Raw genomic sequence first — 13,303 nt, forward strand, 5'->3', positions numbered from 1 at the left:
AAAACAGCGGTACACGCGCATCAAGCGCATGTGCCGCTGTTTTTTTTGAGAATTGGCTTTACGGTGTTGTTGTTTTCTTGGATAAGTCGTAGGTTTTTGTGACCGCCTCGGAGCTTAAGGTGGGCAGCTGCCAAATGAAATTCAACTGATCGCCGGTACGGCCGGTATACTTCAGTCCATCGCCGATGCCGAACTCATCGTTTTGAATCCGGTCGATGCTGGCTTTATCCAACATGCTTAGGTAAATGGACGTCGCTTCGCCCGAGCTCCGGTCAACCAGCAGCAGCGTTCCCGTGGAATACGGGCGGATTAGCAAGAAATCGGTTTCCATGACTTCCAGACTGTAAACGTCATCCGGGCCGCCGATTTCCTCCAGATCGATTACCTCGGCGACCTTTCCGTCCGGCGTAACGAGTTCGGCGGTTTGCCCGTTGTTCAGGATGATTTTGCCGTCATGGGTGAGTACGTCTTTTTCCAGATTAATGCTTGAAGGCCCGCCGTAAGACATGCTCGCCTGACGGACGATGGAACCGTTATGCAGAATGGCCCGGTATCGTCCATCAAAGATATGCGGCTCTCCATAGATGTTATAAATGCTCGTTGCATAGGTGGAGTCGTTGATTTTGTTGGCATCCATCCATAGTAAATCGGGATGTTCTATATTAATGGATCCGGCCCGGGCAGGAAGTTGGCCGCTTACGCCCATATACAACACGCCTTTTGCACGGTTTAGCCAAAACAACTTGCCTTCGGCTTGAGCCATTACATATTTGGAGGAATAAACATACGTGATTTCCTGTTTGCCGGACGGGGTGATTGGAATTCCGAACAGCTTGGCAAAAAGGGAAGCCGGTACATAAGTGTTGCCTTGCTTAATCAGTATGGGAGCGCCGAGGGATACGGTGACGTTGTTTTTACCCGTGGCGCTTGCGCTGCCCGCCTTCAGTTTGGCATACTGGGTGACTCCGGTGAGTTCCAACGATTTGGTTGCATGGTTATAGGTAAGTTGAAGGTCGAAGAGTGCGGCTACTTCCCTCAAGGGGACATAAAGTTGTCCGGATTGTTTGAAGGGCTTATGTTCCAGCATGACAGTAACTTTTTGATTCACTGAATCGGTTGCGGCAGCTGCAGGATTCGGCGCCAGGCGGGGAATGCTTCCCGAAGCCATCGTGACGGTAAGAACCAGAGCCACGGCTGCGGCCTTGGCGGCGGTCGATTTCGATTTTTTCATATGAAAAGCCTCCTTTACAATAATATGAACGCTTCAAGCCCAGGAAAGGTTGTGATTATATAGATAAATTTGGTAATAAATGGAGGGGGGTATTCAAATAAACGGAATTCTTACAGCTAATTTTCCGGAAAACCGGCATAGAGAAAAAACAACTGGAAAACCTCCAGTTATTTGGGCTCCAAGTAGCAGTTTATGCTTCAGGGCTGAATTAACTGTAGGTACTCCAGTTAGATGAACAAGTTAGTAGCGTGGAGAGAAATTAACTGGATGTTTTCCAGTTAATGAGCCGCTTGGCAAAACGAAGTCCAGGTTGCCGATAACCGGAAGGCCGGTGTACCGCAAATAAGTGCTTCAGCGCCGCGGGAGTCTGTCAGCCCGAAGAAGCGGTCCCCGGCAAGCGGCAGACAGGCAGGCATTCTCCTACTTTTCCTTGCCGAGCAGGACCGTCAGCCCCAGCAAGGTTACGAGGATAGTCGCCCCCATATCGGACATGACGGCGATCCATAGCGTGAGCCAACCTGGAATCGTCAGCAGCAGGGCAATCAGCTTCAGGGTCAGCGAGATGCCGATATTCCAGCGGATCACCCGGCTGGCTTGCCTTGCGACCGTGATCGCGCCGGGCAGCTTGCCGAGATGATCCTGCATGAGCACGATGTCGGCGGTTTCTACGGCGCTGTCCGTCCCTTTACCCATGGCGATGCCGAGATTGGAAGCCGCGAGGGCGGGAGCGTCGTTGATGCCGTCGCCGACCATCGCCACGTTCCAGCGGGCGGAGAGTTCGCGAATCCGCTCGACTTTTTGCTCCGGCAGCAGGCCCGCATACCAGTCCGTGACGCCGGCTTTGTCGGCGATTCTCCGGGCCGATCCGGCATGGTCCCCCGTCAGCATGACGGTGTGGGCGATGCCGCTGCGGTGCAGCCGCGCGACGACGTCCGGGCTTTCCGGACGGAGTTCGTCGGCGAGGCCGAACAAGCCGAGCGCCCGGCCCTTTTCGGCAGCGAGCACCACGGTGAGGCCGTCCTCTTTCAAGCGGGCCAGGTCACCAGCGACCTGGCTGCGGATGGCGGCCGGCAAGGCGAGCTGCTCGAGCACTTCCTCGCTGCCGACCCAATACCGCGTACCGCCGATATCCCCGGACAGGCCGACGCCGGGAAGCGTCGTCAGACCGGCTGGCTGCGGAAGCGCGGATCTGGTGAGGCCGCGGGTCTCGACATGCCGCACGATCGCTTCAGCTAGCGGGTGCAGGGAACCGGTCTCCATCGCACCGGCGACCCGATGGAACCGCTCCGTATCGTAAACGATTTCGCGGATGACGGCCGGGCGCCCCAGGGTCAGTGTGCCCGTCTTGTCAAAAGCGATGGCGTTGATCTTCCCGAGCTGCTCCAGATGAATGCCGCCCTTGACGAGGACGCCGGCGCGTGCGCAGCGGGTCATTCCGCTGACCAACGCGATCGGCGAAGAGAGGACCAGCGAACACGGACATCCGACGATCAGGATCGCCAGTCCTTCGTAAAGCCATTTCATCCACGGCTGGCCGAAAAGCAGCGGCGGCACAACGACGACGAGTGCGGCAATAATCATGATGGCCGGCGTGTAATATTTGGCGAACTTGTCGATGAACAGTTCAGTCGGCGTTTTGGTGTCCTGGGCTTCCTGCACCAGGTGCATAATCTTGGCGAGCGAGGAGTCCTCGTACGCTTTATCGATCCTTACCTTCAGCAGCCCTTCGGCATTAACGCTCCCGCCGAAGACGGGCGCCCCCGGCTTTTTCGGCACGGGTATGGATTCGCCCGTGATCGCCGCTTCATTCACGGCGCTATGTCCCTCAAGGACGGAACCATCCGACGGGATCTTTTCGCCGGGACGGACGAGTACGATATCCCCGCCTTGAAGCTGCGCGATCGGCACCGTTACCTCCTGGCCGTCCCTGACTAGAACGGCCTGTTTCGGAGCCGCATCCAGCAGCGCCTCCATCGATTTGCGGGCCCGGCTCATGCCGTAGCCTTCCAGCAGTTCGTTCAGGCCGAACAAGATGGCGACAAGCGTAGCTTCCTTCCATTCGCCGATCAGCGAGGCGCCGACCAGAGCTACGGTCATCAACGTATCCATATTGAATTTGAGACGGAACAAATTTCGCAATCCCCGTAGAAAAGTGGAGTACCCGCTCATTACAATAGAAGCAATGTACATTAAAATAATGGCGTTTTCGGGAAGCCGAGTATCCGCAATAAAAGTAGCGGCATAGAGCAAGGCGGAGAGGGTGAGCAGCCATTGGCCGATCCGGCCTTCGCCCTCGCCGTGGCTGTGGCCATGGCTATGCCCGTGTCCGCGACTCTCGGCATGGTCATGCCCGCCAGCATGGTCATGCCCATCACCACGAGCGTGGCCGTGTTCATGCCCCTCTACCCCATGACGATGGTCTTGTCCGCCATGTTCCGGCGTTGGTGCAGAAGTCACCAGCGTGGCTCCATCGCTGCTCAAAATTCGCTGCACCCGCTGCAGGTCGATTTCCGGCCGGACCAGCAGCCGGCCGCTGTTAAACAATAACGCCGCATCTTGCCCGTGCTCCAGTTTTTGTATTTCTTCCTGCATTTCGCGGGCACAATTGGCGCAGGACAAGCCTTGCACCTTATATTCTTTGCGGGTCTCTTGCTGGCCGGCGATTTTATGAGCGGAATGTGGTTTATTCATGGTCGTTCCTCTCCTTCTGGTGTTCCAATGTCATCGTGATGAGAGTCTCGATATGATGGTCTTTCAGAGAGTAGAATACATTCTTCCCTTCTTTGCGCGATTTTGCGATTTCCATCAGCTTCAATTGGCGCAAATGATGGGAAGCCGTGGCTACGGAACTGCCCAGGACAGCAGCAATGTCGCATACGCAGCACTCTTGTCCCCGCAGCAGCAAATAGGCGATTTTCATCCGATTGGGATCGGAGAGTGCTTTGAATATTTGCGCCATGCCCAGAATGTCGTCTTCCCGCAAGCTTTGACGCAGCTGTTCCGTCCGGACGGTGTCCCCGCAGCCATGCTCGCAAATCTCATCGTTCGTAATAAGATCGGACTCCAGATCCAATTCTTTCCCCAATTCGTTTTCCATGTTCATCCTCATCAGAGGGTTCACCTTCTTTTCGCGCTCTCGTAATTTTATATTCAAATGATGATTTGATTGTTAATTGCATTATACGGCTTTGCCTTATCATATTCAAATGATCATTAGAATGTTTGCCCGGAAATATGCAAGAAAAATCCATAATTTTCTATTCTCTTTATTACTCTGGTAATATTAGCAATTCAGGGCCCCAGACCGATATACAAATTATAAGTAGTCACGAAAAGTTAGTTGTCCCGTCGGATTGAAGTCATCAGAGGGTAAAGGGGGGGCCGACTTGAACAGCCTTATCTTTGGAGTTCTTATTTTTATTTTTCTATTTACGTTGTATGCGGTGATTGCATGGTTTCGAAAGCGCATCGGTCACTACCGCAAAGCGCTGGATGAGGCCGGTCAACGGATCAGCCTGCTTGAAAATATGCTTCATAATATAGATGTGGGCACCTGGTCCTATAATGATCAATCGCGCAGCGTCGTGTTTACGTCGAGAGCATTCATAACCATTACGGGGTATAACCCGGATAATTTTAATAGCAAAATGGCCTGGGAGAAAATCGTTCATCCGGACGACATCGATCATTTCCATGCTGTAGCCGCAGGTCTGCGCCGAGGGGAAGCGGATACCAGCGAATACCGGATTATTCATGTCAACGGAGGGATTCGCTGGGTGGAGGTCCGGATTATTCCGACCCTCGATGAAGCCGGTAACCTGGTCCGGCTCGACGGGATGGTACTCGATATTACCGGCAAGAGGAAAGCGGAGCAAGAATTGAAGGAAAGCGAGGAGCGCTTCTCCCGATTGATCGAGATTTCGCCGCATCCGATGATCGTGCAGAAAGATGAACGGTTTGTTTATGTAAATCCGGCAGGTCTGCGGATCATGGGCGTCGATACGCTTGAGGAGATCGTCGGGCAGGAAATATACCGGATTTTACCGCCGCATGAATGGAACAAAGCGCGAAACAGGATCCGTTTTATCGCCGAGAACGAGTTTGGAGCGGCCTTGGAGTACCAAATAATCGGTCAGCACGGACAATTGATGAATGCGGAGGTCATCGGAATTTACGATGCGCATACGGAGACGACGGTACACGTTTTTTACGATATTACGGAACGCAAAAAGATGGAAGTCGCCTTGAAAGAAAGCATGGAACGGTACCGGAGGCTGGTGGAGATGTCCCCGGTTGCGATCGCGCTATGTCATAAAGGAATGATTGTCTACGTAAATCCGGCAGGCATGCGGATTCTTGGCGCTAACGATCTTGCCGATATCGTCGGGACGACGCCTTGGGATTGGGTAACCGAAGAAGATGTGGAATGGTGCAGAACTTTTTTCGAAGATTTGATTGAGGCAGGCTCCCTCCCTCCGGAAGAAATGACCCTCGTTCGCGTGAACGGAGATAAGTTTGAAGCCGTGGTGATCGGGATTTACGACAATACGAACTCGACAGTGGAGATCGTATTTGAGGATATTACCTCACGGAAGCAGGCAGAGCGCGCGTTGCTCGCCAGCGAGGAAATCAACCGCCAACTGGTGGAACTGTCACCGATCGCGATCCTTCTTCATAGAGAAAACAAATTCACTTACGCGAATCCCGCCAGTGTCGCATTGTATGGGGCGAAGGACAAGAGTGAGATTATTGGGCTTACGTATCGGGATATATTGGGCCAGGGGGCTTATGAGGAAATTACAATTCATGAAACGCAGATGAACCTTGAACTCGGGGGCACCCCGATGACTCAGCATCAGGTCGTGTGCCTGAACGGCAATGTGATTGAAGTGGAGGCAGTTACCACGGCGCTCCCTCATCTGGGGCAGGGAACGGCAATGACCTTGGCCTGGGATATTACTTCGCGCAGGAAAGCGGAGATGGAACGATGGAATGCCGAGCAGTCGATCAGGAAGAGCGAGGACCGGTACTTCCGGTTGCAGATCAGCCTGGATCAATTTTCATCCGATCTTTTCGGCGTGGTTAAAGTGGATGAGTTAAACAGCCGGCTGGTGCGGGAAGTGCGACAGGTGCTGGGTACGGGCAAGGTTAGCATGATGAAGGTAAATCAGAATGGACAGGCTGTTGTGACCCATGGAGGGAAGGATATCCCCGATGATGTGTTGTTCAGCATCCGGGAACATGGGGCCGATGGGCTCCCCCTATGTCGGTTGATTGATACACTGGAAGGTCACTACGTCAAAATCGGGGAAGTCAACGGGGAAAGCCGGATTCTTTGCGTGGGGGAGAGTTCGCCGCTGCTGCTGGTTCAGGCTCAAAAAGTTTGGCTTGAGACGCTCTCCCGCTACGTCAGCGTTTTATATGACAATTTCCGGGTTATCGAGGATTTGAGGCGGAATATAGACATATTGGCATCCGGAAGAATCATGCCGCAATGGTTGTTGCGGTTCATATTTCATCTATCCGAAAACGAGCGGAAACGTTTATCGCAGGATCTTCACGATGCGGCGCTCCAGGAGCAAATCGTCTGGTATCGCAAATTGAACCAGATTACGGCCGATTTGGAGCTTCCGCCCCAGTACCGGTGCCAACTGGCGGAAATCGAACAAGGGCTGCTTGACGTCATTTACCAGATCAGGATCACGTGCAATGAATTAAGACCTCCTCTATTGAAGGAGGAGGGGTTGGAACGTTCTCTGGAAACCTTGTTTGAATTTGCACAGCTGCGTACTAATTACGCAATCCAATTCGATTACTCCGATTTTGGGCTCGTGATCCATGATGATATCATTATCGGGCTATACCGGATCGTTCAAGAAATGCTGGCCAACGCGACCAAACACTCCGACGCCTCCCTGGTAACGATTAAATTGTATTCCGAGGGCGACCACATTTATTTGCATTATGAGGACAACGGGGTTGGAATGGATGTCGGAGAGACGACTCATACGTTTAACAGCATGGGGATTTACGGGATGAAAGAGCGGGTTCGCGGCATGGATGGACATATTGAATTCAACTCATCACCGGAAGAGGGACTGTCCATCACCATTTCCATTCCGGCCCGGTAACAAATAAGACAGGAACAAGGGGTGTGCAGTGATGATCCATATTTTGCTCGTGGATGATCATCCTTCGGTCATGGCAGGCACCAAAGTGCTGCTGGAACAAGAAGGAGATATGGTTGTGGCGATCGCGGAAACCGTAGAAAAGGCGATGGAACTGGTTCGGCATAATCATTACGATCTAATGCTGCTCGATCTTCATATGCCGAAGATGAACGGAATTGACCTGGCCAAGCAGATTATTACCGTAGTGCCGGAGGCGGTGATCTTGATCTATACCGGATTTGAATTTACGAACCATTTCAACCTCATGGTGGAAGCGGGAATAACGGGTTTCGTGCTCAAAACGGCGGATAGAGAGCAACTCGTGACTGCCGTACGCTGCGCTCTCCGTGGGGAAGCGGTGCTGCCTCTGTCCCTGGTCCGGCAATTGAGGAGAATATCCGGGCAGGAGACGGAAAAGACAGGCGGCCAGGACACAGGCGTCATTACCCATAAGGAATACGATATTTTGAAACAAATCGCCAGGGGGAAAAGCAATAAAGCGATCGCCGAAAATATTCTGGTAAGTCAACGTTCCTTGGAATATAGTTTGACCAGTTTGTTTCATAAGCTAGGGGTAAAATCCCGGATTGAAGCCGCCATGAAGGCAAAAACGTTAGGTTTGTTGTCCGACTCGGACTTTTCAAAGTCCTCAAGTTAACATATGGGTCTAAAGACCTACGCAATAATAACATAGACTTCTCCACAAAGAACGCCGAAAGGCGTTTTTTTTGCTGTTTTTCGACATCAAACTACATAAAACTACAAAATTCCGCAAAATATTTGCGGGCCCCCGCAATACTTTTTCGGTTACCGCCTTTCTTCGCGTGTGTATGATGAGAGTACTAGAAAGATAGGACATTAATCACACAAGGAAGGATTTGGTTTAGTGCAAAAGTATGACGGGGCAACAGACTTATTGAACAGCGCCATAGAATCGATAAAGCACATTTTTAGTTGTCCTATGCAGGTCGAAGCTCCCCATTTATTCGAGCAAAATTTGATACAAAGTGACATCGGCGTGCTTGTAGGCATTGTAGGAGACTTGGAAGGGCGCCTGATCATAGAGGGAGAGGGCCGGATATTTTCTAATCTGAGCCAGAATATGTACGGCATGCCGCTGGAAGGAGAAATGCTCCACAGTTTTGTCGGAGAGATGGCGAATATGATTGCCGGGAATACATCCACGCTTCTGTCGAATCGCGGAAGACATATTGATATCACTCCTCCTACGGTGATGGTAGGACAGCTTCGAATGTACGGGTTTAGTCGCGGTATTCGGGTTACGGTTCATTTGGAAGCGATCGGCCCGGTGAACACCATTTTACTGTTACAGGCTTAGGGGGACTTACTATGAATAAAATTCTGGTTGTTGATGACGCGGCATTTATGCGGTTAATGTTGAAAACCATTTTGAGCAAAAACGGATTTGAGATCGTGGGTGAAGCCGAGAACGGGCAGGACGCGATAGAGAAGTACCGGACCCTGGCGCCCGATCTGGTGACCATGGACATCACGATGCCGGTGATGGAGGGGGTAGAGGCGGTTAGGCAGATCAAGGCCATAGATCCGGATGCAAAAATTATTATGTGTTCGGCTATGGGGCAGCAGGCGATGGTTGTGGAATCTCTGCAAGCCGGGGCCAGAGACTTTATCGTCAAACCGTTTCAAGAGGAAAGGGTTCTGGAATCCATTCGAAAAGCATTAGGGGCTTAGAAAAGTGAAGGTGGTAAGGGAAATGAAGTTCATCAGGTTTCATCACGACGATCGTTTATCAGGGGAAGATCTAGAGCAGATTTTGGAACACCTTGAAGCGGAATTGGAACAAATTAATGACAAAGATAGCGAGGGATAGCCATGGGATGGTTTCGGAACTTGAAAATATCGGTGAAGTTATACTTTGGTTTTTTTCTAATGGCCGCGTTGCTGGTATTCATAGGGTACTTTGGATTAAGCAGTATAGACAAAATGAGCGACAGCATGTCCGACATGTATGATAACAATCTGGTAACGGTTCGGGACATATCCGCCGCTTCGGGATTATATCAGAGAATCCGGGTGAATATCCGCGATATGGAAATCATGGATGACAACAAGGCGGTCAGGGATGATTATAATCAGAAAATTAATAGTTTTATCAGTGAGGTAGAGTCGAATATCAATCAATATCAGGCTACCAAGTTGACCAGCAGGGAAGAGGAGCTCCTGGCGACTTTAGGCCCGGCGTGGGACGCTTTTAAACAGGATTTGGACGAAGCCAAGGCCTTGATTTATGAGGATAAAACCGATGAATTTTTCGCGCTGCTGCGAGGAGAGCTCGATAAGAGCGGAGATACGGTCATGGGGATCATCGAACAATTGGTTGCGGTGAACGTAGAACTTGCGGAAGAACGCAACGCCCAGGCGGGCCAGTTGTACCTGGATTCGCGAAACATCACGTTTATTGTGCTGGTTCTATCGGTTTTGCTCGGAGTTGCGTTTAGCGTAATCCTTTCGCGCAGTATATCCAGCCCGCTTCAACGGGTCGTTAAACTGGTTGAGAGAGTATCCAAAGGCGACTTGACCGAAACGACGGAAGTGGACTCGAAGGATGAGATTGGCAGGCTTACTTCTTCGACGAACGATATGATTCTGAGCCTGCGCAGCATCGTAGGCGGGGTTCTTACCACCGCTGAAGGCGTATCCGCTGCCGCTCAGCAAATATCTGCAAGCACGGAAGAGATCGCCGGGGGCAGCGCAGGACAAGCCCATGCCGCCCAAACGATTAACGAATTGTTTAAAGAATTGTCCGCCGCGACGCATGCGGTTGCCCGGATTGCCGAACAAGCCTCGGATATTTCGGACGATACGATGAACATCGCAGAGCAGGGCGGGAAGGTCGTCCGTTCTTCCGTTGAAGGCATGAACCAGGTTAACGTGCAGGTGGCCAGACTGGAAGAGGATTCGAACAAGATCGGCGAGATTATTGAAGTTATCGATGATATCGCGGAGCAGACAAACCTGCTTGCCCTGAATGCAGCGATTGAAGCTGCGCGTGCCGGGGACCAGGGAAGAGGCTTTGCCGTCGTAGCGGATGAAGTCCGGAAATTGGCGGAGCGGAGCGGGGAAGCTACCAAACAGATCACCGACATCATTAAAGGGATGCAAGAAAATACGCGCCATAGCGTCAAGGCTACTCGTGATGGAGTGGCACTAACCAAGCAGACCGGAGAAGCCTTTGAACATATTATGACTAAAATTAACGAGTCTGCAGGCAAAGTAACGGAGATTGCTGCGGCAAGCGAGCAGCAGGCAGCTCAATCTGCGGAAGTGATGGCGGCGGTCGAGAATATTTCGGCGGTGACGGAGGAATCGGCGGCCAGCTGCGAAGAAACGGCTTCGGCGGCACAATCTCTTGCAGGCCTGGCGGAGGAATTAAACCATACCGTATCGGTGTTTAAAGTGAACTCATAGTTAGGTGGCGACAATGGTGAAATTAACAAGATTCGGATTTTCCATGAAATTAAGGACTCGCATGCTGATTACCATTTTGGGATCGGTCATCATTCTGCTGGGGATCATGCTAACTTTTATAGGTATAACGACGAAAAATGAAGCGATATCCACAGCGATGTCTTTATCGAAAACCTCGGGCGAGAAGATCGGTGCCAATGTGCAGCTAGAGTTTGAAAGTGCGATCGCGGTAGCCCGCAATTTGGCCGAATCCATGGAAAGCTTGAAGCAGACCGCTGCGGCGAACCGGACTACCCAGAATGCCATGCTTAAACAAACCGTGGAAAAGAACCCTTCCTATTTAGGGGCATGGGCTATATGGGAACCAAACGCTTTTGACGGCAAGGATGCGGAGTTTCGGGATGCCCCGGGTTCGAATGAACTCGGAAGATCCGTTCCTTATTGGAAACGGACGGAGAACGGACTGGAGCTGAGCCCGCTTGAGGCTTGGTTTATCGAAGGCAACGATGACTTTTACGAAATCGTGAAAAATAGCGGAAAAGAAGTGATCATGGATCCCTACAGCGACTCGATTAATGGTAAGGATGTCATGATGACGTCCCTTGTCGTTCCGATTGAAGAAAATGGTTCCGTGGTGGGTGTCATCGGAATTGACATCGAGTTGGAGTATCTTCAGAACATGATGGACCAATTCAAGCTGTATAAGACCGGCTTCGCCCATATTTATTCGAATGCAGGTACCGTCGTGACGAACCCGGATAAGAGCATCATCGGCAAAAATTTGAAAGAGGCATTCCCGGATGCGAATGCGGAAACCCTGGATTTCATCAGAAAGGGGTCCTCCTACACATATACTTGGAATGAGACTTATGTTCTTTACACGCCGATTACGGTGGGCCAAACCGAAACCCCTTGGTCGGTAGCTACGGTGGTTCCTTTGAAAGAGATCACAGCCGATTCGGACCGGATTTTGACCATCATTATTATTGCCGGTCTGCTCACGTTGTTAGTGTTAGGCTTTGTAGTTGTCTTACTGACCAACAGCATTGTAAAGCCGCTTAAGCAGGTGGTGGATATCGGCGAATATATGGCCCGGGGGGATTTCACGAAGACTTTGCCGGAACAGGTTTTGCGCAGGCATGATGAAATCGGCGTGTTAAGCCGGGGGTTCCAGGAAATTACGCAAAGCATGAAATCGATGCTCGGGCAAGTTAACGCGAATGCCTCTCAGGTCGCTGCCGCCTCCCAGCAGATTTCCGCGGGAGCCGAAGAATTGGCCTCGGGCAGCGGTGACCAGGCGTATGCGGTCCAAACGATCAATGAATTGTTCAAGGAATTGTCCGTCGCGATCAACTCTGTAGCGGCCAGCGCGGCCTCGGCTTCGGAATTGGCGAACAAAACCGCGACGGTTGCCAGTGAAGGCGGAGCGGTAGTAGGGCGTTCCGTGGAGGAAATGAATTCGGTAAGCCGTCAGGTGCTCCGGCTGGAAGAGGACTCAATCCGGATCGGCGAGATTATTGAGGTTATTGACGATATCGCGGAACAGACCAATCTCCTGGCACTGAATGCCGCCATTGAAGCGGCCCGCGCAGGAGATCAGGGACGAGGCTTCGCCGTCGTGGCGGATGAAGTTCGTAAATTGGCGGAACGGAGCGGGGAGGCAACGAAGCAGATTACCGGCATTATTAAAGGCATGCAGAACAACACGGCGGAAACCGTTAAAGCGGTGGAAGTAGGAATGTTCTCTACGGAGCAATCCGGAGAAGCCTTTGACCATATCGTTGCCATGGTAACCGAGTCGGCGAGTCGGGTGATGGAGATAGCGGCGGCGAGCGAAGAGCAGGCGGCCCAATCGAGCGATGTCGTGGCCGCGATCGAGAACATTTCGGCTGCAACGCAAGAAACAGCGGCAAGCAGTGAGGAAACGGCCTCGACAGCAGGAGCTTTAGCTGAACTTGCCGATGAATTAAACCGCATGGTAGCGGCGTTCAAAGTCTGATCACGCAGGAGGTGGAAACACATGCAGGTAAGCGGACAAGAGCAATATGTTGAATTCGGAATTGAACAAGAGCAATACGCGATCCGGATTCAGGATATTCATGAAATTATCAAAATCCAGGAAATTACCGCCATCCCGAATGTCAGGGAATATGTTAAGGGCGTCATCAATCTGCGGGGCCGGATCGTTCCCGTAATCAGTCTGCGCAGTTTATTCGGCAGCAACGAAGCGGAGTATACCAAGAGCAGCCGGATCGTTGTCATTCATCATCAGGAGGAAGCGGTCGGCATTGTCGTCGACCGGGTGAACAAGGTGACGACGTTTTCCGATATTCAACCTCCCCCCGAGCGGGTTGGAGGTGTACAAGGGAGCTTTTTCACAGGAATCGGGCTTGCGGAGAGCGGGCTGGTCGGCATCTTGAGGCTCGATGAAGTTCTTTTGCATGAATAAGGA

11 protein-coding genes are annotated in these 13,303 nt (G+C 51.7%); 7 read left to right on the forward strand and 4 right to left on the reverse strand.

The genetic code is table 11. The annotated features are described in order from the left end of the window. Positions 1-58: 58 nt before the first annotated feature. From ACLB09_RS24260 to ACLB09_RS24275, 4 genes are all read right to left on the reverse strand, one after another. Positions 59-1,231, reverse strand: coding sequence for a copper amine oxidase N-terminal domain-containing protein (locus ACLB09_RS24260; protein ID WP_410772407.1), 1,173 nt, complete (start codon positions 1,229-1,231; stop codon positions 59-61). Between the two features lie 278 nt (positions 1,232-1,509). Continuing rightward, the gene (locus ACLB09_RS24265) at positions 1,510-1,647 is read right to left on the reverse strand and encodes a hypothetical protein (RefSeq protein ID WP_410772408.1); all 138 of its coding nucleotides are present in this window, start codon (positions 1,645-1,647) and stop codon (positions 1,510-1,512) included. A 4-nt stretch (positions 1,648-1,651) separates the two neighbouring features. Continuing rightward, on the reverse strand, positions 1,652-3,922 hold the full coding sequence (locus tag ACLB09_RS24270) for a heavy metal translocating P-type ATPase (protein WP_410772409.1): 2,271 nt from the start codon (positions 3,920-3,922) through the stop codon (positions 1,652-1,654). Then, positions 3,915-4,328 (reverse strand): ArsR/SmtB family transcription factor, encoded by a 414-nt coding sequence (locus tag ACLB09_RS24275; protein WP_410772410.1) that lies wholly within the window; start codon positions 4,326-4,328, stop codon positions 3,915-3,917. The genes ACLB09_RS24270 and ACLB09_RS24275 overlap by 8 nt, the downstream gene beginning before the upstream one ends. A gap of 289 nt (positions 4,329-4,617) precedes the next feature. Between ACLB09_RS24275 and ACLB09_RS24280 the strand changes: the two genes are divergently transcribed. From ACLB09_RS24280 to ACLB09_RS24310, 7 genes are all read left to right on the forward strand, one after another. After that, the gene (locus ACLB09_RS24280; protein WP_410772411.1) at positions 4,618-7,362 is read left to right on the forward strand and encodes a PAS domain S-box protein; all 2,745 of its coding nucleotides are present in this window, start codon (positions 4,618-4,620) and stop codon (positions 7,360-7,362) included. Between the two features lie 31 nt (positions 7,363-7,393). Further along, positions 7,394-8,059 (forward strand): response regulator, encoded by a 666-nt coding sequence (locus tag ACLB09_RS24285; protein WP_410772412.1) that lies wholly within the window; start codon positions 7,394-7,396, stop codon positions 8,057-8,059. A gap of 228 nt (positions 8,060-8,287) precedes the next feature. Then, positions 8,288-8,740, forward strand: a complete 453-nt coding sequence (locus ACLB09_RS24290) for a chemotaxis protein CheX (protein ID WP_410772413.1) — start codon at positions 8,288-8,290, stop codon at positions 8,738-8,740. An 11-nt stretch (positions 8,741-8,751) separates the two neighbouring features. Then, positions 8,752-9,114, forward strand: a complete 363-nt coding sequence (locus ACLB09_RS24295; RefSeq protein WP_410772414.1) for a response regulator — start codon at positions 8,752-8,754, stop codon at positions 9,112-9,114. A 141-nt stretch (positions 9,115-9,255) separates the two neighbouring features. Beyond that, the gene (locus tag ACLB09_RS24300; RefSeq protein ID WP_410772415.1) at positions 9,256-10,851 is read left to right on the forward strand and encodes a methyl-accepting chemotaxis protein; all 1,596 of its coding nucleotides are present in this window, start codon (positions 9,256-9,258) and stop codon (positions 10,849-10,851) included. A 16-nt stretch (positions 10,852-10,867) separates the two neighbouring features. Next, on the forward strand, positions 10,868-12,850 hold the full coding sequence (locus tag ACLB09_RS24305) for a methyl-accepting chemotaxis protein (protein ID WP_410772416.1): 1,983 nt from the start codon (positions 10,868-10,870) through the stop codon (positions 12,848-12,850). Positions 12,851-12,871: 21 nt separating this feature from the next. Then, complete coding sequence (locus tag ACLB09_RS24310; protein ID WP_410772417.1) at positions 12,872-13,300, forward strand: chemotaxis protein CheW; 429 nt, start codon at positions 12,872-12,874, stop codon at positions 13,298-13,300. The last annotated feature ends 3 nt before the right edge of the window (positions 13,301-13,303 follow it).

Source organism: Fontibacillus forbon (assembly GCF_046559655.1).
GTDB lineage: Bacteria > Bacillota > Bacilli > Paenibacillales > Paenibacillaceae > Fontibacillus.